At 66.5% G+C, this 25,372-nt stretch carries 20 protein-coding genes; 4 read left to right on the forward strand and 16 right to left on the reverse strand.

Annotated features, from left to right (window positions below; genetic code table 11):
• Nucleotides 1-15 precede the first annotated feature (15 nt).
• The 7 genes from SB749_RS02950 to SB749_RS02980 all read right to left on the reverse strand — a co-directional run bounded on the left by SB749_RS02950 (nt 16) and on the right by SB749_RS02980 (nt 11,833).
• Complete coding sequence (locus SB749_RS02950) at nt 16-1,182, reverse strand: MFS transporter (protein ID WP_410708949.1); 1,167 nt, start codon at nt 1,180-1,182, stop codon at nt 16-18.
• Complete coding sequence (locus SB749_RS02955; protein WP_410708950.1) at nt 1,169-2,566, reverse strand: Wadjet anti-phage system protein JetD domain-containing protein; 1,398 nt, start codon at nt 2,564-2,566, stop codon at nt 1,169-1,171. Before SB749_RS02955 ends, SB749_RS02950 begins: the two co-directional genes overlap by 14 nt.
• Entirely contained in the window at nt 2,563-6,141 is a 3,579-nt protein-coding gene (locus SB749_RS02960) for an ATP-binding protein (protein ID WP_410708951.1), read from the reverse strand. The genes SB749_RS02955 and SB749_RS02960 overlap by 4 nt, the downstream gene beginning before the upstream one ends.
• Complete coding sequence (locus SB749_RS02965) at nt 6,138-6,935, reverse strand: DUF4194 domain-containing protein (RefSeq protein ID WP_410708952.1); 798 nt, start codon at nt 6,933-6,935, stop codon at nt 6,138-6,140. The genes SB749_RS02960 and SB749_RS02965 overlap by 4 nt, the downstream gene beginning before the upstream one ends.
• Nucleotides 6,932-8,395, reverse strand: coding sequence for a DUF3375 domain-containing protein (locus tag SB749_RS02970; RefSeq protein WP_410708953.1), 1,464 nt, complete (start codon nt 8,393-8,395; stop codon nt 6,932-6,934). Before SB749_RS02970 ends, SB749_RS02965 begins: the two co-directional genes overlap by 4 nt.
• Nucleotides 8,396-8,484: 89 nt before the next feature.
• Nucleotides 8,485-11,409 carry a DEAD/DEAH box helicase family protein gene (locus SB749_RS02975; protein ID WP_410708954.1) on the reverse strand — a complete coding sequence of 975 codons (2,925 nt, stop codon included), beginning with the start codon at nt 11,407-11,409 and terminating at the stop codon, nt 8,485-8,487.
• On the reverse strand, nt 11,402-11,833 hold the full coding sequence (locus SB749_RS02980) for an MmcQ/YjbR family DNA-binding protein (RefSeq protein ID WP_410708955.1): 432 nt from the start codon (nt 11,831-11,833) through the stop codon (nt 11,402-11,404). The genes SB749_RS02975 and SB749_RS02980 overlap by 8 nt, the downstream gene beginning before the upstream one ends.
• A gap of 53 nt (nt 11,834-11,886) precedes the next feature.
• On the opposite strand from SB749_RS02980, the gene SB749_RS02985 reads away from it, so the two are divergent.
• Entirely contained in the window at nt 11,887-12,888 is a 1,002-nt protein-coding gene (locus SB749_RS02985; RefSeq protein WP_410708956.1) for an asparaginase, read from the forward strand.
• Between the two features lie 125 nt (nt 12,889-13,013).
• Here SB749_RS02985 and SB749_RS02990 read toward each other — a convergent pair whose 3' ends face one another.
• Both SB749_RS02990 and SB749_RS02995 read right to left on the reverse strand, forming a co-directional pair.
• Entirely contained in the window at nt 13,014-14,036 is a 1,023-nt protein-coding gene (locus SB749_RS02990) for an NADP-dependent oxidoreductase (RefSeq protein WP_410708957.1), read from the reverse strand.
• A 75-nt stretch (nt 14,037-14,111) separates the two neighbouring features.
• Nucleotides 14,112-14,954: a DUF402 domain-containing protein gene (locus SB749_RS02995; RefSeq protein WP_410708958.1), complete on the reverse strand. Its 843-nt coding sequence runs from the start codon at nt 14,952-14,954 to the stop codon at nt 14,112-14,114.
• An 86-nt stretch (nt 14,955-15,040) separates the two neighbouring features.
• On the opposite strand from SB749_RS02995, the gene SB749_RS03000 reads away from it, so the two are divergent.
• On the forward strand, nt 15,041-16,051 hold the full coding sequence (locus tag SB749_RS03000; RefSeq protein ID WP_410708959.1) for an amidohydrolase family protein: 1,011 nt from the start codon (nt 15,041-15,043) through the stop codon (nt 16,049-16,051).
• Between the two features lie 3 nt (nt 16,052-16,054).
• Here the strand turns inward: SB749_RS03000 and SB749_RS03005 are convergent, their stop codons facing one another.
• The 6 genes from SB749_RS03005 to SB749_RS03030 form a co-directional block, all read right to left on the reverse strand.
• A complete protein-coding gene (locus SB749_RS03005; protein WP_410708960.1) occupies nt 16,055-16,594 on the reverse strand; it encodes a DUF421 domain-containing protein in 540 nt (179 codons plus the stop codon).
• Between the two features lie 101 nt (nt 16,595-16,695).
• Nucleotides 16,696-17,445, reverse strand: coding sequence for an SDR family oxidoreductase (locus SB749_RS03010; RefSeq protein WP_410708961.1), 750 nt, complete (start codon nt 17,443-17,445; stop codon nt 16,696-16,698).
• A gap of 68 nt (nt 17,446-17,513) precedes the next feature.
• Nucleotides 17,514-18,449 (reverse strand): hypothetical protein, encoded by a 936-nt coding sequence (locus SB749_RS03015; protein WP_410708962.1) that lies wholly within the window; start codon nt 18,447-18,449, stop codon nt 17,514-17,516.
• 1 nt (nt 18,450) lies between these two features.
• Complete coding sequence (locus SB749_RS03020) at nt 18,451-19,095, reverse strand: response regulator transcription factor (RefSeq protein ID WP_025778887.1); 645 nt, start codon at nt 19,093-19,095, stop codon at nt 18,451-18,453.
• Nucleotides 19,083-21,011: a histidine kinase gene (locus tag SB749_RS03025; protein ID WP_410708963.1), complete on the reverse strand. Its 1,929-nt coding sequence runs from the start codon at nt 21,009-21,011 to the stop codon at nt 19,083-19,085. Before SB749_RS03025 ends, SB749_RS03020 begins: the two co-directional genes overlap by 13 nt.
• Before the next feature lie 277 nt (nt 21,012-21,288).
• Nucleotides 21,289-22,575 carry a trans-sulfuration enzyme family protein gene (locus tag SB749_RS03030; protein WP_410708964.1) on the reverse strand — a complete coding sequence of 429 codons (1,287 nt, stop codon included), beginning with the start codon at nt 22,573-22,575 and terminating at the stop codon, nt 21,289-21,291.
• 207 nt (nt 22,576-22,782) lie between these two features.
• Between SB749_RS03030 and SB749_RS03035 the strand changes: the two genes are divergently transcribed.
• Both SB749_RS03035 and SB749_RS03040 read left to right on the forward strand, forming a co-directional pair.
• Nucleotides 22,783-23,148 carry an ArsR/SmtB family transcription factor gene (locus SB749_RS03035; RefSeq protein WP_410708965.1) on the forward strand — a complete coding sequence of 122 codons (366 nt, stop codon included), beginning with the start codon at nt 22,783-22,785 and terminating at the stop codon, nt 23,146-23,148.
• Nucleotides 23,145-23,636 (forward strand): SRPBCC domain-containing protein, encoded by a 492-nt coding sequence (locus SB749_RS03040; RefSeq protein WP_410708966.1) that lies wholly within the window; start codon nt 23,145-23,147, stop codon nt 23,634-23,636. Before SB749_RS03035 ends, SB749_RS03040 begins: the two co-directional genes overlap by 4 nt.
• Here the strand turns inward: SB749_RS03040 and SB749_RS03045 are convergent.
• A complete protein-coding gene (locus SB749_RS03045; RefSeq protein ID WP_410708967.1) occupies nt 23,605-25,164 on the reverse strand; it encodes an acyltransferase family protein in 1,560 nt (519 codons plus the stop codon). The two genes, SB749_RS03040 and SB749_RS03045, sit on opposite strands and share 32 nt — an antisense overlap.
• Nucleotides 25,165-25,372: the final 208 nt, after the last annotated feature.

Below are 25,372 nucleotides of genomic sequence, written 5' to 3' on the forward strand. Positions count from 1 at the left end.
TCGCCGAGGCGGCGCTCACGTCCGCGCCGACAGCAGGGTCGCCAGCGTGAGCAGTCCGGCCATCGCCACCGCCATCATCGGATAGCCGCCGAGCACTCCGGCCAAGGCCGGACCGGCGACCGGCGCGAGCGCCGTGCCCGCGGTGATCGGGGCGACGAAGACGCCGTTGATGGCCCCGAAATTCTTCGTTCCCCACCGGTCGGACACCGCCGTGGCCTGCAGCAACGTCATGCAGCCGCGCACTCCGCCGCCGAGCATGGCGATACCGATGAGCAGCCAGATCGGGCCGGGGACCAGAGCGAGCAGCCACAGGCCGACCGCACCGGAGGCGAAGAGGATGACCGTCCGCGCCCGCGTCGACGAGTGCCGTTCCAGGCTCGGGTAGCCGAATCGTCCGGCCACCTGGCCGAAGCCGACGAGCCCGAGGGCGATGGCCGCCAGACTGTAGTCGGCACCGCGTTCGATGATGAGCGGGATGATGTTGATCGTCACCGCGAAGAGGGTGAACGTGGCGATAGCGACGGCGATCTGCAGGGTGATGAAGCGTGGGTGCCGGGTGACTTGGCGCAGTTCGGCCCGGCTCGGTTTGACCGTCGACGCGGCCGCCTCGTCGGTCCAGGTGCGGTTGAGGAAGAACAGGTGCATCGGCAGTGCCAGGACCGCGAGCAGTCCCGCGAGCACACCGTAGGTTCCCCGCCAGCCGAGGCAGTCGATGAGCCAGGCGATGATCGGGGCGAAGACCGTCGAGGCGAGCCCGCCGACGAGCGTGATCGTCGTCAGGGGCTTCGTCCGCTCCGCCCCGTACCAGCGCGTGATGACGGCGAAAGCCGGTGGGTAGAGCGTCGCTGCCTGGGCGAACCCGGCGAGGATCCACGCGGCGAAGAACACGAAGAGGTTCGGCGCGATCGCGACGAGTCCGAGGGCGACGACTCCGACGGCCGTACCCGCGCCCATGATCAGTTGCGGACCGTGCCTGTCGAGGAGGCGCCCGACGCTGGGCCCCATGAGCGCTGAGACGATGAGTCCGAGAGTCAGCGCCGCCGTCACCGTCGTGTGGCTCCAGCCCATATCGTCAGAGATCGGGGTGACCGCCACCGGCAGGGAGTAGTAGAGCAGACCCCAGCACACCAGTTCGGCGACGCAGAGGGCGGCCAGTCCCCCGCGCGGCTTATCGGTCGTCATCGGAGCCCTCGCCGAGACGGCGCTGCCATGCCGAATAGTGCTCAGTTCCGGGCACGGCACCCACACCGAGGCGGCCCGCCGTCTCCGTGCCGACCGCGGTCCGCAGTCGGTTCAGCACCGTATCCCACGGGATGCGTTCCTGTTCGAGTCGAACGTGGCCTTCGGCGCGGAGTCGTTCGAGGGCCCGCGCCTCAGTGCCGGTGAGGTGTGCAAAAGTGCCGGTGCTCGGCTTCGGTTCCGGCACCCAGAGATCCTGGTGTGCGAGCAGAGTCGCTTCGTCCATGAGCACGGATTCGACCTCTGGCAAGTGGCTGCGCAGGCGGTTGAGGATCGCGAAGCCATGGGAGTCGAGGTCGCCCCAATAGATCACACGTGCTCCGGCGATCCAGCCCAGTCGAGCGACCCCGTCGACGGCATAGCCGGAGCCGTGCACCGCCACCGCGCCTGGCCATTCCGGCATCGCCAGCACGGATTCGAGGTTCTCGAAGACGAAGACCAGCCGCGGCGATGTGGGCAGTCGGCCGAGTTGGGAGATCGGTGCGGTGATGTCGTCGAGATGCACGGCGGGAGCGCTGTTCGAAGCACGGTCGCCAGTGGCTGCGGGATCCGCAGCGGCGATCAGAGTCGTGTCGAGGATGCGCAGCCGCAGTCGCGGTTCGGCATCGAGGACTGTGACAGCGTCGGCACGCCCGATCGCGGTCAGCAGGGCAGTGACAAGACTGCGGTGGGTCTCGAACCACTTCGAGTCCACCCCGCGAATGGGCAGCTGTCTGGGCCGCAGCGATCCGAGCGGATGGGTGCGCAGCCAGTCGATGACGTCGATGACGGTCGCGAACGAGGCATCGGAAAAGGAGAGGATCCGCTTCGACTGGGAACGTATCGCCGCGGCAAGGGAGTCCCCGTCCGAGATGGCCTCCGTGTCTTCGTCGCGATTCGCTGCGGTGCCGTTCGATACGGACCCGAGTCGCTGCCGGATGCTGACGGCGCGGACTCGCAGTCTCCGCCATTCTCGAGCGGTGTCGCCGCCGACGAAAACGGCCACTGCATCAGGCGTCAACAGTCGCAGTCGGACCGGGACGCGTTGCCGACCGACGCGGGCCCAACTGCGATCTTCCCAATCGATCTCGAGCTCAGCAGGTGTGCCCGCCCCGGAGAGTCCGGGCGAGACCGAAGAGGTCCTCCCGGAACGTTCTCCGACAGCCCGCCACCTCCCTGCCCAATCGGCGGCGGCAGCCTGATCGGCGAGCACCTGCTGCTCCGTCGGCGGTTTGAGGGCAATCTCGATTCGCACCTCCGCGACCTGCTCCGCCGCCCAGGCAGCCATAGACGCAGCCAGGCGCCTGCGCGCCTTGCCCCGAGCCTCGGCGACGGAGAGCATCGTCATTGGGCGTCCGAATCCTCGAACTCAAGCTCGACTTCACCGGCCACACGGATGCTGTCGGAGCCGGCCGCCCTCTCAGACCCATCTGCCCCACCGGCACCGTCCGATACCTCAGCTTCCGTGGCCGCTCCGGCGCTGCTCGACTCTTCGCCAGCGCCAGCGACTGACTCCGACTCCGACTCTGACTCCGGGACCGACTCCGCTCCAGCCCCGTCCCGCTCCGTCTCGTCCCACACCATCGTCGAGGTCAGGGTCTTCTGCCGGCTCGGATTCTCGATCGAGGTCGCCGCACCCACATAGGGTTCGATCGTCTGCAGTAGCTTCTGCGGTGTCGCCAGCACCATGTGGAACCCGAACTCGATGAAGATGTCCAGAGCCATTCGGGTATAGCGGGTGTCGGCCTTGTCGAAGGCCTCATCGAGGATGATCGTGCCGTACTTCGAGATCGCCTCGTCCGGGTCGGCGAGCTGATAGCGCAGCGCTGCCGCCAGGCAGAAGATCACGAGCTTCTGCTGCTGACCACCGGACATCGCCGCGCCCGAATCGTAGGTGGCATGTGCGCGACCGTGGTCGTCGATCTCCTCGGCGAGGAAGCTCACGTGCAGTCGTGTGTCCAGACATTGGGTCTTCCAGACCTTGTCGACGTGCTCACTGGAGGCGAATCGGCGCATCACCTCGGCGAGAGTGTCGTACTTCCTCTCCGCCGTCTCCATATCGTCCTCGCCCCAGCTGCCGCTCGCCACGAGGCGGAGATCGGCGATGAAGGCGTTGACGGTCTCGGACCGGCGGGTCTTGACCTTCAGCCGCAGGTACCGGTCTTCGTCGAACTGCGAGCGCAGCAAGGAGGAATTGATGGGCGCGACTCGATCCTCGATCTCACGCGGAGCGGCATGGATCTCGTTGAGGAGTTCGCCGATGAGGTCTCGGGACCGTTGCTGCAGCAGCTCCCGGAACCGGTTCTCATGATCGGGCAGTCCGTGCGCGAGGATCTCATCGAGCATCGACAAGTAGGCTCGACGATCATCGACTTCTGCTGTGAGCTGGGACGATACCGACGGCCATGCGGCCTTGAACTCTGCGGCCAAGCGTGTCACGGACTGACCGGCACGGCTGGCATCCGCCTGCGCCCGGTCCTTCTCCTCCTGCAGGACCTGCGAGACCTGCTGGCCCACCTCGGCGAGGTTCTCCCGCTTGATGCTGCGTTGGATCTTCCGGAACCGATCATCCAACTCCTCGCCGAGGTGGTCCTCCACCTCCGCGATGCGACCGGCGTTGACGTCGTCCTCGATCCGGGTGATGTTCGAGCGCAACCCCGTCGATTCCTCGTTCGCACGGCGAAGAGCGTAGTCGGCGTCGTTCTTCGCTTTCTCGGCTTCGTCCTTGACCGCCTTGGCTTCGCGTTCGGCTCCGATCGCCTGCTGCAGGTCACCGTCGGCGTCTTCGAGTTCGGACAGCTGCCGCTCGAGAGTCGCGACCTTTTCGGCGGCACCGGCCCGGTCGACGTCGCGCCAGGACTGTTCACGGATGCCGGCGAGGATGCCCCGGCGACGGTGTGCGGCAGCGGTTTCGGCATCGGCAGCCGCGACCACCTGTTCGGCCGCTGCCAGTTCCGACTGAGCCTCTTTGAGGGATTCGATGAGGGCTTCGAGTTTCGCTTCGCGGTCGCCGAGGACCCATTGGCTGCGATCGTCGATGGCCCGCCGGTCGTCCTTCTCGTACCGGGTGCGTGAGGTTTTGACCTGACCTTTGACGGTGACGGCGCGGTGGTGGTCGTCGAGTTCGTCCGGGTGGTCGACGCAGGCGAAGTCGAAGCGTTCGGACAGGGTGGTCCGGACCCAGTCGCCGAAGCCGGTGTCGCTGACATTCACCTTGTTGACCAGCGACTTCTCACTGCCCACGGGGCGGGGGCTCGGCACTGAGTGCGGGATCTCCTCGAAGACGAGCCGGCCGCGGATGCGGTGGGCATCGACCCAGGTGCGCACGGCCGAGAGGTTCTCGGAGCGGACGAGGACCGTCAGCGCCAGCGGTCGCAGCACGCGTTCGATCGCGCCCGTCCATCGGGCTTCGGACGGGTCGACTTCGATGAGTTCGGCCGCGAACGGCAGCGCTTTTTCGCTCAGTCCGGTGCCGGCGGCGAGCTCGGACCGGATCGCCATGAGGTTGTTCGGCACTGTTGAGCCGGACCGCCGCAGGGATTCGATCTCCCCTTCGAGTTCGCGGACTTTCGCCCGTGCCTGGGAGAAGCGGTCGTGGTCGGCGTGGCTGGGTCCGGCCACCTGGGACTCGTCGTCGAGGCTGGACGCGATCTGAGCCTGCAGTTCGGCGAACTCGGCGGCGGTGGTCGGCGCATTCTCGATGCCGGCCTGCTCGAGTTGTCGAGCCAGTCCTGCCCAACGTTCGGCGATGGCACGGCGTTCGGTCTCGGCGGTATCGATACGCTGCTGAAGGTGTTCGGCCTCGGAACCGCCGAGCTCCAAAGTGGCCCGTCTGGCCAAGTCGTATTCGTCGACAGCGGCGTCGAAGTCACGTTTGGCGCGGTCAGCGGTGACTTCGAGTTCGACGATCTGCCTGGTCAGCGCCGAGAGATCGGCGCGGAGGATATCGAGCTCGCGCCGCTTCTGGTACGGCAGCAGAGATTCGCTGAGCGCGATCGACTTCGCGGCGATGTCATTGGCGGTCTCGAAACGGGAGGCGGCTTCACGCAGCTGCAGCAGATGATCGCGCTGTTTGCGCAGTTCGACGACATGGTCATGAGCGTCTTTGAGGTCACCGAACTGGGCGACGGCGGTCTCGGCGAGGTCGAAGGTCACCGGGCTTTCGAGCATATGGTCTCGGAAGAGCCGGTCGAGGCTGTCCAGGCTCTTCGCCGACTGTGTCTTGTGCAGCAGCTGGAGCGCGGACTCGTCGGCCATGCCGAACGTCTTGCGCATCCGTGCATAGAACTTCCCGTGGTGGCCGTTCGAGGTGACGACGGCATCAGGATGGTCGGCCTTGAGTTTGCGGGTTTCGAGTCCGGACCGGGCGTAGTGCTGCAGGTCGGAGAGGTCGAGGTCCGCCCGCTCGAGGACGCAGGCGTCGGAAAGGTCCGTCATTTTCGTTCCCGACCCCTTGATGAAGAAGAGTCGCGCCAGCGACAGGGGCTTGTCGCTGCCGTTGTCGTAGCGGAGGATGATGCCGCTCCAAGTGGCGCGTGGACGCAGATATTTGCTGACGACCCGATCTTCTTCGGAATCCGCGGTGCGCGTCCAGGCTCCGCGGACGTAGCTGACGAGGCTGCGCTGGTCGAGGCGGGCGCCCGCGGTCTGAGCGGCGACGTTGAAGCGCAGCCACTTGTCCGGGGTGAGCACGGCGGCGATACCGTCGAGGAGGGACGACTTGCCCGAGCCCGAGGGCCCGGTGATGAGGTGGCCCTTGTGAGAGACGGGGATGCGGTGGATGTCGGCGTCGAAGGTGCCCCAGTTCGCGATCTGGATCTCGCTCAACCGCCACTGGCTGCCGACGTCGGGTCGGTTCGCTCCGCGAGCACGCGCCTGGTCGGCGACGAACGCTGCGTCGAGCGGGAAGAGTGCCTCTGTCACGCTTCGTCCTCCTCGGTGTCGGTATCGGATTCCGATGCGTCGGTGGCGGTGTTGTCCACGACCGCCTCGGCGATGGAGTCCTCACCGTCATCGATCTCGTCAGCGTTGATTTCACCGGCATCGGTTTCACCGGCGGCGATGCGTTCGTAGACGGCGATGAGCTCGCGCACACGGTCCTCGTCGACGAGGAACTTCACCATCGGGGAGATCTCGAAGCGATCCTCACCGGCTTTGTGGAGCACGCGCAGCCGGTTGCTCATCCGCGACCACGCACCGTTGAGGTTGCGCTGGAACGTCGATTCGTCCCCGGTGCGGTAGATCGCGAGGCGTTCATAGACCTCTTCGCGATCGACGATGACGCGCTTCTCCCCTGGTGCGGCCAACAGCAGCTGCCGGAGCACGAGCAGCATCGCCGTGTCGAGGAAGGTGAGTCGTTCGCTGCGCACGGCGGCGGGCGCGTCGATCTCGTCGGTGACGATCTTGCGGGTGAACGCGAATTCGTCGACCCGGTCGATGACGAGGTCGAGGAACAGATCATGCAGGCGCGAACGGACGAGACCTTCGTCCGCGACGAGAGCCGCCCACAGCTGCGGACTCTGCGTCCCAGACACGTACGGTCCCTTGAGGAGTTCGAGCAGCACTCGGCGGGTGCGCTCTCCCAGCGTTCCGGTGTCACCGGACCACAGACCGCTGGGGTTGTGGCTGAGGTCGTCCGCGGAATCGGTGGATTCCCTCGCCGAGGCGGCCCCCACCTCGGCGGGGGCTGTGTCGTTGTCGTGGTGGGTGGGGCTCATAGGGTGATGCCTTCGGTGAAGTAGTGGCGGCGGATCGCGGCGGTGCGGACGATGCCGTCGACGCCGGCCCAGGTGAGGATTTCGCGGTTGCCGACATCGACGTGGCCATAGGTGCTGGCCAGGGACAACAGGCCGACTACGCTGGCGAGTCCCTGTGTGGCGGGGAAGGTCTCGAGCACGTCGGAGACGGAGGCCTCGTGGGTGGAGGTGACGACGGAGTTGATGTTCTCGGTGAGCTCGGCGAAGTCGATTTCGGATTCGCGGGCGACTGCGATGAGTTCGGCGAAGTCGATCTCGGAGTCCGTGGCTTCGCCGAGTTCCGCTCCGGCGTTGAACTCCTCGGGGTCATGCAGGATGACCTCGCCGACGCTGCCGAGTGAGACGCTGGAGAGTTCGAGATCGATGCCGATCTCGTCGTAGGGTTTGAGCTCCTGCGACACGGGTGCAGCCGCGGCGAGGCCCTCTTGGAGGAGGGTGCGCATGACGCGGTCGCGTTGGAATTCGTGGGAGTGGACGTAGCGTCGCAGGCCACGGGCGAACTCGGTGAGGATGTCAGAGACCTCATGGGAGCCGTCTTTCATCTGGCGCATCAGGGTGCGCAGGGAACGGCGGGTGGCCAGGGAGAGGGTGGCGGAGAAGTCCCGGTCGAGGATGGCGGCGATGTCGTCGTCAAAGGCAGCGGACTGTTCGGGGTCGCGGACGAGGGCGGAGAACGCAGAGAACGTGCGGCCTTCGTCGGAGGATTCGATGAGATCGACGCCGCGGAACACTTCGTCGAGGACTTGGGACTGGGAGTCCTCGGCGGCGAGGATCGAGATCCGCAAGTCCTGGTTGAGCTCTTCGAAGCGGGCACGCACGCGGGCGAAGTCGGCGGGCAGTCCCTGCGCCTGCTGGAGGATGTCGGAGACGCGTTCGTTGGCTCGGCGTCTGTCGAGGACGACGGAGCGCGGATCGCCGCGGCGCACACGGGCGATCTCGGCGTCGATGCGGTCACGTTCGGCGCGCAAGGAGGCGAGGCGGCGAGAGCTGTCGGGGTCGGTGTCGATGGCCAGCTGTCGCACGGATTGGGCGAGGCTGACCAGCCGGGATTCGGTGGCGGTCTGCGGCGGGGTGCGCAGCTGTTCGAGCATGCGGATGGCATCGAACCCGGCGGCGGAGAGCTCGTAGGTTTCGCCTCTGGCGGCGGTGGCAGGACGGCGGACGAGGATTTCGGCGCGACGCCAGTCATCGCAGTAGGCCTTCGCCGTCCGCAGGGAGAGGTCGAAGTGGTCGCGCAGCTCCTCGAGGTCGGCGTCGATGCTTTCGTGCAGATCCTCGGTGTTCATCCTGGTGCCGGGCTTGCCGAGATGAGCGTCGAGGGTTCCTGCCATGACAGCGAGGTTGTCGGCCCGGAGCATGCGCAGGGTGGCATTCGATTCGAGCAGTCGCCGGTAGGCGAGCGCGGATGACAGGGCGGACATAGGAACTATTCTCTGTGCCTTGGCGGGTGCGCGCCAATTCGCACCACGGTGTCGGCAGCTCCGCGAGCCGAAGCCGGCCAGATTGTGAACTAGCGCCAGCGCATCCGCAGCACCGAGGTCATCCCCCAGGGGTCGCCTCCGCGCACGGCCGCAAGGAGGCCGGCACCGTCGGGATTGCGGGTGTAGATCGGTTCGCCTCCTCCGATCCAGGTGTCCCACGCGGCGGCGATGGCCACCGCACGTTCCTTCTTCGTCCCCAGAACGGTGGGCACACCGACCCAGATCGGGTCGGTCTTCTGCGCGGTGCCGGTCCCCCACCTCATTCGCGTCCACCAGCTGCGCACCCCGTGGGCGCGACTCGGCAGGCGCCAGCACGGCAGCAGGTACCGCGGGTCGCCTATGGGCGACACCGCTTCGTCGAAAGCGAGCGCGAAGACCTCCGCCGAGGCGGGATCCGCATCGAGGTGGCACCGTAAGTCACCGCGTGCGTCGATTGCCATCCGCACTGCGTCGGCATCGACGCTGATCAGTCCGACGGTGTGCAGCGCTTCGGCGACGGCACCGGCGATCTGCGCGACGGCCGGGGAGGCCCCGTACAGGCGCTGCCGGCGACCGCCGGCAACGGCGAGGACGACCGGCAGGCTCAGCAGCAGCCCGACGGCGATGACGCCGAGGATCCACATCGCGGCCCCGCCGCTCAGCACGGCTGCCACAGCTGTGAGGAGACCCACCGTCGCCCAGACGATGACTGTCGGCGCGCGAAGCGAGAAGGGAAGAATCTTTCCGGGATCACCGCCGCGGTGCCGCGGCATCGGGATGATGCCATCGGGGTCTTCATCGTCTCCGGCGGTGTCGGAAACGGAGGCGTTATCGCCGCGATCGGCGCCGGCTTCTGCCAGTTCGGAACCGAGCACGGCCTGGTCGGGGTCGGCGGCGACGATGCGCACCGAACGCAGCTCTTCGTCGCGGTAGTCTGCGCCGACATTCCACCGTTCGGCCACCTCGGCGCGAGACTGGGAGCGAATGGTCATCCGGGCATTGATGGCGTCGATATCGTCCTCGGGCGGGTAGAAAGCGGAGAACGCGGGGTCGATGTGAGCGACGCCGTCGACGATCTCACCTTCGGCATCGGCGCCGAAGAATCCGTCGTGTTTGCGCACGAGCCGGTTCCAGTCCTGGCCCCCGCGCGGGTGATCCGGGCTGATGCAGACGACTGTCCAGTTCAAGGCCACCTTGTCCGTCCAGTCCGGGTCTTCGCGCAGCGCCCGACCGCGGGTCTGGGTCACGGCGGTCGGGGTGGTCGCGCTCGTGAGATCGATGAGTCCGGTCACGGCCGGTGCGTCCCAGCCTTCGCCGAGCAGCGCCCGGGTGCCGATGAGCACCTGCGCGGACCCAGAGGTGAAGAAGGCGGTCACGTACGGCACCCAATCGCGGCTGGTCCAGCTCCCGTCGAGGCGGCTGACCCCGGACTCAGGGTCGGTGACTTCCAGCCGGGCGGCCAGTTCTTCGTCGTCGGTCGCGATGTGCTCGCGCAATTCGGTCAGGATGTGCGGGGGTCCGGCGACCGTGCGCCCGGACACGAGGAGCGGGCACAGGCGCGCGGTCCGGGGGTCGGCGAGCAGTGTTTCGAGGACGAGCAGGGCCGAACCGGAGCGTTCATTGAGGACGGTGCGGACATCGGCGGAGAGGGTCGCGGTGGCGGATTCGAAGTCACAGAGGACGAGCATCCGCAGGTGGTCGCCCAGAGTGGCGGCCTCGGCGGAGACAACGTCGACGCAGGCTCGCGGCTTCGCCGCCGAGTGGGAGAGGACACGGTCGACCGGCGACCGTCCGGCGGCGATTCCGTGGCGGGACCAGCGGTATCCGATCGCGGGCAGTCGACGGCGGATCGCCTCGGCGAGTTCCTGGTCGGACGCGGCATCGGAGGCGAGCAGGTGGTGGCGCATCCAATCTTCGATGAGGCGGGCCCAGTCGTCCGGGTCGGGGTCGCGACGGTGCTGTTCGCCGGGTCGGGCTCCGGGCGGCAGGTGCAGCAGACCAGCGTGGTGGAGGCGCAGGGCCGCATCGCAGAGTTCGGGACGCTGCCGGCTCATGGTCTGCCAATCCACCGATTCGGCACGGTCGCCGAGGAACCGTCGATCCACCCATTCGAGCAGCCCGATCGTGCCCTGGCCGGGGTCGAGAACGCCGGTGATGAACTCTGTGTGCCGTTCGGCTTGTGCCGCCAGCCAGTCCTGTTCCTCTCGGGTGGGTTCGGTCACCCAGACGAGATCCGCGAAGGGCACGAGGTCGCCTTCTTTGACGAGCGCCGGAATGGACGCGGAATAGCGGATGGAGGTGAAGAGGTCGGAGACGAGTTCGCGTTGCCGGGTCGACATCGTCGCCGGCGGGGTGGCCGTGAGCCCGAGCACCCACACGTCCGGCAGCAGGGCCAACAGGTCGGCCAGCAGCCGACCCCAGACCTCGAGCAGGTGATGGCATTCGTCGAGGATGAGCAGCGTCGGACCGGCTGCGACGAGGTTGTCGACGAGCGCCCGGCCGCCGGGTGCCAGGGAGTCGAGCAGGCTGCCGCCTGGTTCGGAGGCAACGGCGTCGTCTGCATGGCCTTCGCAGTCCCGGTCAGTGTTGCCCGTGCTTTCTTCGCGGTCGACGGTCTCTCGGTCCGAGTCGAAGACGGCCAGGGACTGGTAGGTCAGGGCGGTGAAGGTCTGGGTGAGTTCACGTGTGCCTCCGGCGGGATGACGCCCCTCGCCGAGGCGGTTCCATTCCTTGGCCCATTGACCTTGAATCGCCGTATTCGGGCCGAAGGCCACGATTCGTTCGATGAGATTGTGATCGAGCAGGTGTGTCGCATAGTCGATCCCGACGCGGGTCTTTCCCGCCCCTGGCGGCAGGACGATCCACGACCGACGTTCATCGGCCGCGGTACCGTCATGCAGAGTCGAGAGGGCTTCAACCTGGTGACGGCGCAACGGCGGCCTGGTCGCGGCCACTTCCCGAACGTCTTCAGTCATCCCCACGCCCACCGAAAGTTTCAGGGTCGACCGGCCGGTCCTTCTTGGACATTTTGGCAACGACGAGACAATAGGACTCGAGCACGAGGTCGTGGAGTAGGTCGGGGTCGAGGCGATCGCCAGCCGCATCCGACCCATCACCGTCTCCAGCGCCGACCCCCTCCCCGGCGACGGTGATCCAGTGCTTCTTGTTCATGTGATAGCCGGGTGAGATCTCCGTATAGGCGTCTCGCAGCACCTCGCCATCGAGGGGATCGATTTTGAGGTTGAGGCTGGGGATCCCGCGCAGCTCGAAGGCCATCATGAACATCCTCCCGCGCACTTTGTACACGGCATTGTCCGGTCCGAACGGGTGGTCGCGCTCGACCGAAGGGTACTGCATGGCTTGGTCGTGGGACAGGCGGAGCACGGTGGCGGGGTCCATGCGTGGAGACTAGCAAAGGCCACTGACGCGGGAGATGACGATAGACTCGAATCATGCCTGAGACCTCACCCCGTACCGCCCCTCACCTGCTCTTGGCCGCTCTCGGCGGGACCATCGCGTCGACCGCCAATGCATCAGGTGGGGTTGCTCCAGCACTCAGTGGGGCAGAGATCGCTGCGGCCGCGGGTCTCGACCAGGTGTGGCCGGATCTGCAGGCCGATTTCACTCAGGTCGCTCAGGTCTCGAGCGCCAATGTCACCCTCGAGATGCTCTTCGATGTCGTCGAGCTCGCCCGCTCAACCGAGGCCGACGGCATCGTCCTCACCCAAGGCACCGACACCCTCGAGGAGTCCGCGTTCGGGCTCTGGCTGCTCAATGACTCGGACACCCATATCTCTGCCACCGGGGCCATGCGCAACCCGACCTTGCCCGGCGCCGACGGACCGGCCAACGTCCGTTCTGCCGCGCTCACTGCTCTGTCCGACAAGGTCAGCGATCTGCCGGCGTCATTGGTCTTCAACGACGAAGTCCACGATCCGAGGTTCGTAACGAAGTCGCACACCACCTCGACGGCCGCGTTCTCCTCCGGTCCCGTCCTCGGCGCGATCGGCTGGTTGAGCGAGGACGACCTCCACCTCCCCCACGTGCCGCAGGCTCCGAAATCCCCGTTCGCCGGACTTCCCCGTCCGTCTCAGCTGAGCAAGATTGCCCTCGCCGAGGTGGGGATGGGCGAACCGGCAGAGACCCTTGATCTCATCGCCGGGTCCGGGTTCGCCGGAGCCGTCCTCTCCGGAGTCGGCGGCGGTCACGTCCCCGAAGAGCTGCTGCCCGCCGTGTCCCGACTGGCCGAGACGTTGCCCGTGGTGCTGGCCTCACGTACCGGTTCGGGTGCGAGCTTGCACCGCACCTACGGCTATCCCGGCGGCGAGATCGGCCTGCTTGATTCCGGGCTCATCTCCGCCGGAATCCTCGACGCTCGCAAGGCCCGCATCGCGCTCAACCTGGCGCTGAGCTTCGGCCTCGATCCCGCCGAGGTGTTCGGTCACTTTGTGTGAGCGATACCGACGAATACCTGCCTGACTGAACCGGCGATACGGCCGTCAACGGCGAAAGAGGCGGCGACGACCAGAACTGGCCGACGCCGCCTCCTCGTTTCCGATTCAGTGACTAATCGGAAGCCTCAGCTCTCGGCGCCCACGGCGACGACCATCTTGCCGAAGTTTCCGCCGGTGAGCAGATCGTTGAAGTACTCGGGAGCCTTGTCGAGACCGGGACGGATGTCCTCGCGGAAACGGACCTTGCCCTCCTTGAGCCAGCCGCTCATGTCCTCGAGGAACTGCGGGGTCAGACGCTCGGCGAACTCAGTCTGGATGAATCCGCGCACGAGCAGCGACTTCGACAGGATGTTGCCCATGAGCGCTCCCGAACGGTCCGGCCCCTCGGGCAGCGAGGTGAGGTTGTAGTTGGCGACGAGACCGCACACGGGCACGCGAGCGAACGTATTGAGCCGCGGCAGCACAGCATCGAAGACCTCCCCGCCGACGTTCTCAAAGTAGACGTCGATGCCCTGCGGCACCGCCTCCTTCAGCTCCTGCCGCAGGTTCCCCGTGCGGTGGTCAAGTGCCACGTCGAAGCCGAGCTCACGCAGGTGAGCGACCTTGTCGGGGCCGCCGGCGACGCCGACGGCTGTCGCTCCCTTGATCTTCGCGATCTGTCCGACGACGGATCCGACGGGACCGGTCGCAGCGGCCACGGCCACTGTCTCGCCGGCCTTGGGCTGACCGATCTCGAGCAGTCCCGCGTACGCAGTGAACCCGGGCATGCCGAGCACACCGAGGTGGGTGGAGATCGGTGCGATCTCCGGGTCGATCTTGCGCAGGTGTCCGGTCGACTCGACCGAATACTCCTGCCAACCGCCGTAGCCGAGCACGATCTCACCGGCGGCGAAGCCCTCGGCATTGGATTCGACGACCTCGGACACAGTGGCGCCGACCATGACATCGCCGACCTCGACGGGCTTGGCGTAGGACTTCGCGTCCGACATCCGCCCGCGCATGTACGGATCGAGCGAGAGATAGAGGGTGCGCAGCAGCACCTGCCCCTCGCCCGGGGTCGGCACAGGCACCTCGTCGAGCAGGTAGTTCTCTGCAGTGGGAGCGCCCACGGGGCGCGAGTTCAGGCGAATCCGATGGTTGGTCGTCATGGAGACGGTTCCTTTCAGCAGCAGATCATTCTTCGCTTGTGTGCTTCATTGGGGCGACAGGTGCATCCGCGACGATCACCGATGCTGTCGGTCATAACAACCATTCGGGATCGCCCGATGTTCCTGATCGAACGATTTTTCTGACACCGAGGCGGCACCCAGTCGAGCCCTCCCCACCAGATCACGAGCCGCCGTCTCCCAGTCGGGATCGAAGGCCCAACCGAAATCGCCGAGGTGGTCGAGCAGGTGGCTGCCATTGTCCCGGATGATCTCCGACCACTCCCTCGGCCACGCCCCGAAGTTCGCCGCCGCGGCGAGCTCGTCGACGTCTTTGAACACGGCGCCCGTCGGATCGAGCCGACCGTCCTCGGCATGCAGGGGCATAGACGCGATCGGGAAAGTGATATCGAGGATGTGATCGCTGGTGAACAGCGCATCATCGGTGCGACGGTGCGTGGACTCAAGATTGATGTACCACTCGACCCGCACGCCGCCGGACTCCGGACGATCGACACCGTCCCCAGCATCTTTGAGCAGCACCCACACGGAGAACGGCACCTGCGACGGAACGATCTTGAGCACCCCGCGACCCCGCCACGAGCCCTCGACATTGATCCTCGTCGGTGCCTCGGCCGGCGGTCGGAACCGGGCCTTCAACGGCACATCGTGCGCGTTCGTGCCCTCCCACCCGACGATGCGGGTCTCCTGCGTCGGCGTACCCCCGGCCAACCACAGGACAGACCCCTCGGGCCCATCAGCGATGACACGCATCGGTCGGGCCACCTCGGCGAGGTCGCGGTCGAAGTCGAATCGACGGAACGTCCAGGTCACTGTCTGCCCCGGATTCCAGTACGGCGCCTGACCCACGGGCCTGACCTGGGACGGAGTGGGGATCGTGAATGGATCGCGCAGGCTCATGCGGGCAGTCTATGCGCCGGGCATGGGCGAGCGCTGAAGACCGACCACCCGTGAAGTCCCGGGCGGCGAGGTCATAGAGTGGGGCCATGAACGACTCCGATGACGCAGCGACTCAGACCCTCTCGGCAGCCCAGTCCGCACCCACTCCCCCGACCGCGAACCCTGCCCCTGAGACGACGATCGGTCGGACTTTCGAGGTCCCGGAGACGATGACCGCTCCTCCGCGCACTGATGCCGATGTCCCCGACTACGTCCGCGCCCTCGGCCTGCCGGGCCTCGCCGACATCCACGTCCACTTCCTTCCGCAGAACGTGCTCGACAAGGTGTGGGAGTACTTCGACAATGCCGCGGACAACTACGGCCGCGACTGGCCGATCACCTACCGGTACGACACGGACACCCGCCTGGATATCGTCCGCGAGCTCGGCCTGCGCGCGATCCCGGCCCTGACTTACCCGCACAAACCCGGAATGGCCGCGTGGCTCAACGAATGGAATGCGGAGTTCGCCGGCGCCCACGACGACGTCATCCACTGCGGCACCCTCTATGCCGAACCCGAATCAGCCGACTACGTCCCGGCCGCGATTGCCGCCGGTGCGAAGCTGTTCAAGGTCCACGTCCAGGTCGGTGTGTTCTCCCCCGACGATGAGGTCCTCGGCCCCGCGTGGAAGGCGCTCGAAGAAGCCCGAGTGCCGATCGTCATCCACGCCGGATCCGCTCCCCTGCCGGGCACGTACACCGGGCCGCAGGCGGTGGCGAACGTCCTGGCCAAGTTCCCGCAGCTGACGTTCGTCATCGCCCATATGGGCATGCCCGAGTACGACGAGTTCGCCGATCTCGCAGAGAGATTCGACAACGTCTATCTCGATACGACGATGTTCGCGTCCGGGTATTTCTCCACCCCCGCCGAGGTGACCCCCGCCTACCGCGAACGCCTGGCCAAGCTTGAGGGCAAGGTCATCCTCGGCTCGGACTTCCCGAACATTCCCTACCCCTACGTCGACCAGATCGCAGGCCTTGCCGCCCTGGGCCTCGGCGATGACTGGATGCGCTCGGTGCTGTGGACCAACGGCGCGAAGGTGCTCGGGCTCGACTGAGTCTCAGCCGTCGCGGGGCACTCGGTCGGCGCCGACGACCCCGGTGAGCATCTCCTCGGCGATGGGTGCGCCGCGTCGGATGACGCTGATCTGACCGGTCGATTCGAGGATCACGCACGCCACCTCATCACGGTTGCGGATGCCGGCCGACCTCAGTTTGGCGATGAGTTCGTCGTGGTCGACGTGGCTCTTCGACAGATTGTCCGCGAGGATCTCGCGACCGGCCATGAGCACCACCGCCGGGGAGTTGACGACGCTGCGCACGAATCCGAAGCGTCGGCCGAATCCGCTGAGCGCCTGCAGGATCAGCAGGGTCGCCATACCCAGGATGCCCGCGGCCAGGGTCGGGGTATCGCCGAGGATGGACCGCCCGATGATCGCTCCCATCGCGATGATCGCGGCGACGTCGAAGCTCGACAGGCTCGCCAGCGTGCGCTGGCCGAAGATGCGCAAGAGCAGAATGATCCCGAAGTAGAAGGCCACGCATGAGACGACGATCCTGACCGCGTCGACCCAGTTGAGCCCGTATTCCATCCAATCCATGACAACCTCCGGAACGGATGATACGCCGTTCCCCGAGATCGGGGCGTGGCGCTGGGAACCGGGTCAGCGCTTCGCCCGGGACTCAGCGCCTCATCTGGGACTCACACCGAGCGCAGCCATTCGTCGACGGTCTTATCGGACATCCTCGGTGACGGTGGGATGAGTCCGTCGCGGGCCATCGGCCCGGGCAGGGGAATGCCGACGATCTTCGAACGCCTGGTCCCGGCTTTCCGGGCACGTGCCGCGGCAAGCCTGCGGGCGATCTCAGCGAAATCGCTGATCTCAGGACCGGCGACCTCGATGGTGCCGCGTTCGCGTGCGTCGATGGCTTCGGCCATCATGCGGGCCGCCTCGGTGACGGCCAAGGCCTGCACGCGCATCTTCGGCACGAAACGCAGCGGCCCGGCCTTGACCGTCATCGTGTCGACGAGTTCGAACCACTGAGCGGACCGAAACATCAGCAGCTGCTCGTCCGGGACGAGCCTGCGATAGATACGCTCCTGCATGGCTTTGCCCTGGTAGTAGCCCATTATCCGCGACTCTGCGGCCTCGGGGCGGAACGCGATCGACAGGACGGCCACGGAGGTGCCGGGCTGTTCGGCGGCCGCCTCGGCGATCGAACGGGAGCTGCGAGAGAAGAAATCGATGGCTTTGCGCGCATTCGTCGTCAGCTGGTTGACGCAGTCGACGAGGACGTCGCTGCCTTCGGCCGCCTCGGCGACTCCCTGACCGGTCACCGTGTCGACTCCGCTTCCGCGATGAGCGGCGATGACAGTGTGTCCGCGTTCGCGCAGCTGGGGCACCAACTGCCTGCCGAAGGTTCCAGTGGCTCCAAAGACGGTGATCTGCATGATCGTCGACCCTTCAGACGCCGCACGGGCGGACCCGCAGTCGAGGCCGCCCGTGCGCCGGTCGTTTCTCAGTTCTGGTTGACTGTGACGGTACCAGTATCGGCTGTGGCCGAGACCGGAACGAGGATCTTGCCTTTGGCTTCCTTCGGGTCATCCGCCACATCGTACTTCTCCAGATCGGAGGCGAGGTCGACGGTGCCGTCATTGGACTTCGCGTTGATCCGGTAGAAGAAGTCCTCATCCAGCTCCTCTGAGGTGAGCTTGAGATTCGGCACCCGCATGTCGATCGAACCTTCTTCTGTCTTCGCGATGATTCCGCCGACGGGCATCGCCTGATTGGTGAAGTCGAGATCGACCGTTCCCGTCGAACTGACCACGTCGATGCGGTCGCTGACGCTGAGGTTCTCGCCTTCGATGGCACCGACCCCGGTCTTGGCCGACACCGTCCCGAAGTCACCGTCCAGGTAGGTGGCACCCCAATCGCTCGTGGTCCGCACCTTCTCGGCCGAACCGGTCACGTTCGCAGTTCCACCGCCGGTGTCGGCGTTGATCTCGGCGAAGTCACCGGTGACATCGAACCGGCCGTAGTTGCCGTCGAAGTCCAGGGCGAGGTCTTTCGCCTCACTGGTCGGGATGGTGACGGTCAGCCGGGTGTTCTCGAGTTTCCCGCCGTTCTTCACGGCCACCTCGGCGGTATCGGCTCGACTGTCGACCTCAAGGTTCGCGGAGCTGTCACGGGGACCGGTGCCGGTGAGCTTCACGGTCGCCTCGGCGACGTCGGCGGTCTTGATGTCGACGGCACCACCGGAGTCGAGGCCGATCTTGAGTTCCTTCATCGCCGTCGGCAGCGGTTCGGACGATTCGATCCGCCCGTAGTCGAGGCGGGAAGCACCCTGGGCGGTGCTGACGATGACGGGGACGAGGAGGACGACGGCGGCGAGGATGATCAGGACCGCGCGCAGACCGACGCGGGCGGATTCGCTGATGCGCACTGTGGCAGGCATTCTATGCTCCGAGGAATGTGAGGACGGCGAGGACTCGACGGTTCTCCGAAGTGTCGGCGGTGAGACCGAACTTCGTGAACACCGAGGAGATGTGCTTCTCTACGGCACCGGCACTGAGGTACAGAGTGCGGGCGATCGCGGCATTGGACTTGCCCTCTGCCATGAGCTGGAGGACTTCGAGTTCGCGGGGGCTCAGGGTCGAGAGCCCGTCCTTCTTGCGCGTGCGCACGAGGATCTGGGACACGACCTCCGGGTCGAGGACGGTGCCGCCGCCGGCGACCTCATCAACGGCGGTGAGGAAGTCGTCGACGTCGGCGACACGGTCCTTGAGCAGGTAGCCGAAGCCGCCGGTGTTCTCGGCGATGAGTTCGGATGCGTACTGCTCCTCCACGTACTGGCTGAACACGAGGACCTTGACGTCCGGGTTCTGCTTGCGGATGAGGACGGCGGCGCGGATGCCCTCATCGGTGAACGTCGGGGGCATGCGCACGTCGATGACGGCGAGGTCCGGCGGATCGTTGTGGACGACGGCGAGGAGTTCGTTGGCGTCGGGCACGGCGGCTATGACTTCGTGTCCGGCGTCGGCGAGCAGCCTTTCGAGTCCGGCCCGCAGGACGGCAGAGTCTTCAGCGATTACGATGCGCATGGCACCTCCACAACTACAGTCGTTGGCCCACCTGCGGGGCTGGTCAGGTTCAGTGTGCCACGAGCGGCTTCGACCCGGTCGATGAGACCGGCGATCCCGGTGTGACGCCCGGTGCGGTCGACGCGTGCACAGCCGTGGCCGTTGTCGGTGACGACGATCTGCACACCGGTCTCGATCGGGGCGATGAACACGCTGGCGCGAGTGGCGCCGGAGTGCTTGGCGATGTTCGTCAGGCATTCGGCGACGACGAAGTAGGATACTGCCTCGGCTTCGCGACCGATCCGGCCTTCGAGGCGGACATCGACGTCGACGGGAATCGTCGACCGTCCGGCCAGGGCGGAGACCGCGGCGTCGAGTCCGCGGTCGGTGAGGACGGCGGGGTGGATTCCGCGGGCCAACTGGCGGAGTTCATTGACGATGCCCTTGGCTTCGGTATGGGCTTCGGCCACGAGTTCCTTCGCCTTCTCCGGATCGGAGTCGATCTTGGACTTCGCCATGCCCAGGGTCATGGTCAGGGCGACGAGGCGGGGCTGGGCTCCGTCGTGGAGGTCGCGTTCGATGCGCAGACGTTCCGCGGCTGCCGCCTCGAGGCCGGCCATCCGGGCCCGATCGAGTTCCGTGACTTCGGCCTGCAGCGCCACGGTGCGGGCCGGGGCGAGCAGCGCCCGGTCGAGGGCGCGGTCGAGCAGCGGGGCGAACCACAGGATGGCCAGGGAGCTGGCGAGGACGATGACGGCGCCGATGGCCACACCGATGCGGGCCGGTCCGTCGATGGATTCGCCGATGAAGAAGGTATTGACTCCGTGAGGGTTGATGGCCGCGAAAATGCCGAAGATGGATCCGCAGATTGCGGCGACGGTGCCGGCGACGACGATCAGACCGAGGAGCATCTTGATGTAGTGGTGAGCGGTCGAGCGCCAGAAGGCACCGGATTTCACCTGCAGCCAGCGGTTGTGGAGGAAGCGGCCCATGCCGGGATCGCGATTGCTGCTTTCGATCTTCGGGACGGGGATCTTATCGGAATAGATGAGTTCGGCCCGGTAGCGTTCGGCGTTGTTCGCACCCTGCTGGACGAGGACCCAGACGAGGAGGGCGAGGACGCCGAGGCCGAGGGCGAAGATGCCGCCGATTCCGGTGAACAGCAGTCCCAGCGGGATCCACGCCCAGATCAGGGCGAGGACGGCGGAGAGCACGAGGTTCGCCACGCCGATGATTCCGGTGGGGCGTTTGGGCCAGGTGATGGGTCCGTCGGCGGGGATCTCGGTGGCCTCGTCCCGGCTCAGCGGCAGTGAACCGGTGACCGGTGCGTAGGCGACGGGTTCGCGTGGCGGCTTCATCCGCCGAGGCGGCCGCGGGCGTGGCATCGGCTGTGCCGTCGGCATGGGCTGCGCGTTCGGTGCGGGCTGCGCATGTGGTGCGGGCCGACCGAACTGCGGGCCGGGTTGTGGTGCTGGGCGCTGTCCGGGTTGAGGGGCGTGGCCGGGCGGGGTGGGGTAGTTCGCGTTGTTTGAGGGCGCGTACCCGGATGGTGCGGCCTGAGCCGAGGGATGGGTGCGAGGACCAGCCTGCGCAGGAGCCGTCGGGTGAGTGTAGGTGACCGGCCTCGTGGGGTTCATCGGCGGGTATTCCGGGCGCTGGGCCGGGTCACCGGCTCCCATCACTCGGGTCGAGCCCGTCGCGAACGGTACGTCGAGGTCGACGGGTTTCGTCCGGAACTCTCCTGCTTCGCGAGCGGTCGGTTCGTCGACCGCTGCTGCGTCGACTTCGGTGGTCGGCGGTGCATTGACGATCGCTTCGGCGCTGATTGACTCTTCGCGCTCGCTCGCAGCGGGATCCGCCTCGGGGGTGTGAGTCTCCTGCGGATCGGGGCCGAGAGGCTCCTGATCCTGCGGGTTCTCGGGGGTCTTCTCACTCATAGCAATAACGCTACGGGAGCCGCGGACTCGCGAACAGCACGAAGACCTCCGACCCCACGTCGGGTTTTCCCGACACCCTGTGACCGCGGACACTGCAGCTCCAGGTGGACGCTGGAACTCCATCCGCGTACCAGTCGCGCCGTTGTCCGCGACCTTTCCGCGCACCCCTCACCTTTCGTGGCACACCACCTCGTTGCATCGGTGTGGTGTGCCACTTGGGGTGAGGGATGCCGAAGCATCGGGGGGAAATGTCGCTCCCGGTGCGTGATGCCGTCGGCTATACGGAGACCACAGCCGCTGGAGACGAGACGAGCTGCTGCCCCGCAGGAGCGGCATGTGCTGCACTATCGGCAACACTCGTGCCCGCATCACCGGACGTGGCGTCGAGCGCCTGCGCAAGGTCGGCGACGATGTCTTCGACGTCTTCGATCCCGACGGACAGGCGGATGAACCTGCCGGAGACGCTGACCTCGCTGCCGGCCACGGACAGGTGCGTCATCGTCGCCGGATGGTCGATGAGGGACTCGACTCCTCCGAGCGATTCGGCCAGAGTGACGAGCTTCGTGTTCGCCACCAGGGACAGTGCCCGCTCCTCGGTGTCGGTGCGCAGGGACACCACTCCTCCGAACCCGCTCATCTGCCGCTTCGCCACCTCGTGCCCCGGGTGCGAGGGCAGCCCCGGGTAGATCACTTCGGCCACCTCGTCGCGGGTCTCGAGCCATTCGGCCACCGCCTGCGCGTTGGCACAGTGCGCCTTCATCCGCACCGGAAGGGTCTTGATCCCACGCCTGGTCAGCCACGCGTCGAACGGGGAGATGCCCAGCCCCACGGAAGCGAGGTGGCTCTCAATACGGTCGACCACCTCGGCGGCGCGGGGACAGCTCGTCCCGTCACCGGTGAGGACCGCCCCGCCGATGACATCGGAGTGGCCGTTGATGAACTTCGTCGTCGAGTGCACGACGATATCGGCCCCGAGCTCCAGCGGACGCTGGAGCACCGGGGTCGCGAAGGTCGAGTCCACGGCCAGAAGCGCGTTCGCTCGGTGGGCGAGGAGGGCCGCCTCGGCGATATCGATGATGTCGAGCCCGGGGTTGCTCGGGGTCTCGACCCAGATGATCGCGGTGTTCTCATTGATGGCGGCGTCCAGCGCCGCGGGGTCGGTGAGGTCGACGGTGCGGATGACCACGCCCCAGCGCACGTACTCGTTCTGCAGGAGCCGGAAGGTCCCGCCGTAGACGTCGCGGGGCAGGATGACCTCGTCACCGGGACGCAGCAGCGCGGAGAACACGGCCACCTCGGCCGAGGTTCCCGAGTTGACGGCCGCGGCGAACGACGCGCCCTCCAATTCGCACAGAGCCTGTTCGAGGTCGCTGCGGTTCGGCGTGCCCGTGCGCGCGTAGTCGAAGCCGGCGCGGGTCTCTCCCGGAGTGTCCATCATGAAGGTGGAGGTCTGGAAGATCGGAGCCACGACCGAACCGGTGTGTGCCTCGGGCATGGCTCCCGAGTGCACCGATCGGGTCGAGATTCCGGCGGGTGGGGTGGGTTCGAGACGGGGTGAACTCACGGCGGATCCTTCCTTCACTGATGGGCACCGCTGCATCTGCGGTGAGCTTCAGTGTGAGTGGCCGAATCCTGTTCGTGCGTGCCCGGTGACGCGCACTGTCACGACACGTCATATGTCGCCGAGGACTGTCATTTTTCGTCTCGTTCGACTCGATTTTTCTCGTCCTCCTCTTCCCCTTTGCCGCCTCAGAGCGTAATACTTAGCCTCATGGTTAAGTATTCGGATGAGCTCGATGCCATATGCTCGGCATTGGCCGACCCCACTCGCCGCAGCGTGATCGCGCGTCTCGGGCAGGGACCGGCCAGCGTCGGAGAGCTTGCCGAGCCGTTGTCGATCTCGCTGCCGTCGTTCATGAAACATGTGCGCAGCCTCGAATCGTGCGGCCTCATCCGGACCGAGAAGTCCGGGCGCGTACGCACCTGTGCGCTCAACCAGGATCGGTTCCATCTGCTCTCGCATTGGCTCGAAGAACAGCGGCGCATCTGGGAACGCGCCACCGACCGGCTCGAACAGTTCGTCACCACGGGATCCGTGGACTCCGACGTGCCCACCCCCACCAAGGAGGAATCATGACCACTCAGCTCTCTCGCACACGAAATCAGAATCCGGACCTCGACCTCAGCATCCAGCGGATCATCCGCGCCCCGAAGCAGGCCATCTGGGACGCTTGGACCACGCCGGACCAGCTGGCCCAATGGTGGATCCCGGCACCGCTGAGCCTGCGCGTGGATTCGCTCGAACTCGCTCCGGGCGGCGCCTTCGTCACCCGGATGAGCGAGGACGGCACCGAATGGCATCCGCATGTCGATGCGGTGTTCCTCGTCATCGAGGAAGGCAGCCGCCTCGTCTTCACCAACGCCGTCAGCAGCTCCTGGCACCCGTCGCTGCCGGACCCGGTGGCCATGACCACCGAGATCATCCTCGGCGACCATCCCGACGGCACCGACTACCGCGCCATCGTGCGGCACGGCAGCCCGGAGCAGCGCGCCCGGCACGAGGAGCTCGGGTTCTTCGACGGCTGGGGCACTGTCACCGACCAGCTGGCTGCCACAGTGGAGTGAGCCCGGCCGACAGGATGAGCGAACCCATCAGCAGGCCGGCCGCCACGACCGTCCAGATCATCGGCGCGATTCCGACGAGGAGGGCGACCGCAATGCCCATCGTGGCCGCTCCGACAGCGACGATGGCGCGCACCCGCCGGCTGAATGACTGTACCGGGAACCCCTGCGGAAGGACAGCACGGACGAGCGCTGAGAGGCCGCGACCGACTGCAGCAAGTCGCCGTTCGGAGGGGAACGGGATCCGCTCCGCCGCCATGGCGACCAGCGCGGAGAGACCCATCACTGCAAGCAGCCACGGCAGACGCGTCGCCCACCACCATCCCGACTCGATCTCGGGAAGGATGAACTCGGCGACGGTGCCGGTCGGCAGGTCGAGCAGAATCCCCGTCGGGAAGCCGACGACTGTCTGCGCCAGCCATCCGAGAGCTCCGATGAGGACGATGACGACGCTCATATGCCACAGGTAGACCTGCATTCCGTAGGTATTGCCCCAGGCGATGACCCGCTCCCAGAGCTGGGCGGTCAGGATTCGGGAGGTGGGGGCCGCCTCGGCGGGGGCTTCTCCTGGAACCGTCGTCGACTCTGCGGACAGCCGATCGACGTGGAGCGCCCGATTCAGCCGGGCATGGACCAGCCGCAGCACGCAGAGCTGTGCGACGCCGAGCAGGACGAGGGCGCCGGTCGGCGGATTGAGGTTGACGAGCATGTTCGGGCTGTACACCCCGGCTGCCACGAGTCCGCCGAGGAGACCCAGCGCGGCCACCAGCGCCGTCCACACCACGGGACGGCTGATCGGGCGGTCGGAGGCATCGGCGAAGAAGAACCCGAGCTGTTGGATCAGCGGCCAGACGACGACGAAGTTGAGATAGCCGAGGCCGGCAATCCCTGTCGTTCCGGAGAGAACGTCGACGGCGATGACGGCACCGGCGAGGACTGCCAGGGACCGCCTCGGCGCTCTTTCATGGAAATGGACCGCTACCGGCACCAGTGAGGACAGGCCGAGGAACCATAGCGGTTGGCCGATGCGGCGGCTCGCCTCGACGATGAGTTCGGAGGAAACGCCTATGTCAGCGGCCGCGGACAGTCCGATCCCGGCGATGACGACGAGGACCGCGGTGGGTACGGCGAGGCGGCGCAGTCGGGCACGCAGATAGTCGGTCCAGGTTCCGCCTCGGGCACGGGTGCGCCTCCATCCGGTGATGCCCGCGTATCCGCCGATGATGAAGAACAGGGGCATGATCTGGAAGAACCAGGACGCTGCGGCGAATCCGGCGGTCGTCGACAGCGCGACCGTCGGAGCCACTGTGCCGTCGGGTCCGAGCACGGCCGCGCTCATCATCGAGTGGAGGATGACCACGACGATGAGGCAGCCGAATCGGATGAGGTCGATGGCCTGGTCACGGTGGGGTGCGGCGACGGTTTGGGGTTCGCGAGTCCGAAGTTCGGCGGGCGGGGCGACCGCGCTCTCGGGGGTTCGTCCGACCTCGGTGTCGACGGGCGGGGCAGGGTCGTTGAGCATGAGTGTCATGGCAGCTCCTTGTCAGAGTCGTTCAGTGCCGATCACAGGGAATCGGTGCGATGACACCGAAGTTAGGAACCGCATCTGCCTCGGCACATCACGCCGGAGAGCCCACCTCTCCCCCGCCGACCGATACTTCCGAGGGATACCGTCGACCGATCACCTCATACTCGCCGCGCCCGGCCATGTGAGAATGGCGATGAGCACGCCGACCACG

This window comes from Brevibacterium sp. SIMBA_078, from assembly GCF_046534565.1.
Classification (GTDB): domain Bacteria; phylum Actinomycetota; class Actinomycetes; order Actinomycetales; family Brevibacteriaceae; genus Brevibacterium.

Bases quoted from the DNA above. Each gene is read 5' to 3' on its own strand.
- SB749_RS02950 (WP_410708949.1), bottom strand. From the start codon at position 1,182: ATGACGACCGATAAGCCGCGCGGGGGACTGGCCGCCCTCTGCGTCGCC.
- SB749_RS02955 (WP_410708950.1), bottom strand. From the start codon at position 2,566: ATGACGATGCTCTCCGTCGCCGAGGCTCGGGGCAAGGCGCGCAGGCGC.
- SB749_RS02965 (WP_410708952.1), bottom strand. From the start codon at position 6,935: ATGAGCCCCACCCACCACGACAACGACACAGCCCCCGCCGAGGTGGGG.
- SB749_RS02970 (WP_410708953.1), bottom strand. From the start codon at position 8,395: ATGTCCGCCCTGTCATCCGCGCTCGCCTACCGGCGACTGCTCGAATCG.
- SB749_RS02975 (WP_410708954.1), bottom strand. From the start codon at position 11,409: ATGACTGAAGACGTTCGGGAAGTGGCCGCGACCAGGCCGCCGTTGCGC.
- SB749_RS02980 (WP_410708955.1), bottom strand. From the start codon at position 11,833: ATGGACCCCGCCACCGTGCTCCGCCTGTCCCACGACCAAGCCATGCAG.
- SB749_RS02985 (WP_410708956.1), top strand. From the start codon at position 11,887: ATGCCTGAGACCTCACCCCGTACCGCCCCTCACCTGCTCTTGGCCGCT.
- SB749_RS02990 (WP_410708957.1), bottom strand. From the start codon at position 14,036: ATGACGACCAACCATCGGATTCGCCTGAACTCGCGCCCCGTGGGCGCT.
- SB749_RS02995 (WP_410708958.1), bottom strand. From the start codon at position 14,954: ATGAGCCTGCGCGATCCATTCACGATCCCCACTCCGTCCCAGGTCAGG.
- SB749_RS03000 (WP_410708959.1), top strand. From the start codon at position 15,041: ATGAACGACTCCGATGACGCAGCGACTCAGACCCTCTCGGCAGCCCAG.
- SB749_RS03005 (WP_410708960.1), bottom strand. From the start codon at position 16,594: ATGGATTGGATGGAATACGGGCTCAACTGGGTCGACGCGGTCAGGATC.
- SB749_RS03010 (WP_410708961.1), bottom strand. From the start codon at position 17,445: ATGCAGATCACCGTCTTTGGAGCCACTGGAACCTTCGGCAGGCAGTTG.
- SB749_RS03015 (WP_410708962.1), bottom strand. From the start codon at position 18,449: ATGCCTGCCACAGTGCGCATCAGCGAATCCGCCCGCGTCGGTCTGCGC.
- SB749_RS03020 (WP_025778887.1), bottom strand. From the start codon at position 19,095: ATGCGCATCGTAATCGCTGAAGACTCTGCCGTCCTGCGGGCCGGACTC.
- SB749_RS03025 (WP_410708963.1), bottom strand. From the start codon at position 21,011: ATGAGTGAGAAGACCCCCGAGAACCCGCAGGATCAGGAGCCTCTCGGC.
- SB749_RS03035 (WP_410708965.1), top strand. From the start codon at position 22,783: ATGGTTAAGTATTCGGATGAGCTCGATGCCATATGCTCGGCATTGGCC.
- SB749_RS03040 (WP_410708966.1), top strand. From the start codon at position 23,145: ATGACCACTCAGCTCTCTCGCACACGAAATCAGAATCCGGACCTCGAC.
- SB749_RS03045 (WP_410708967.1), bottom strand. From the start codon at position 25,164: ATGACACTCATGCTCAACGACCCTGCCCCGCCCGTCGACACCGAGGTC.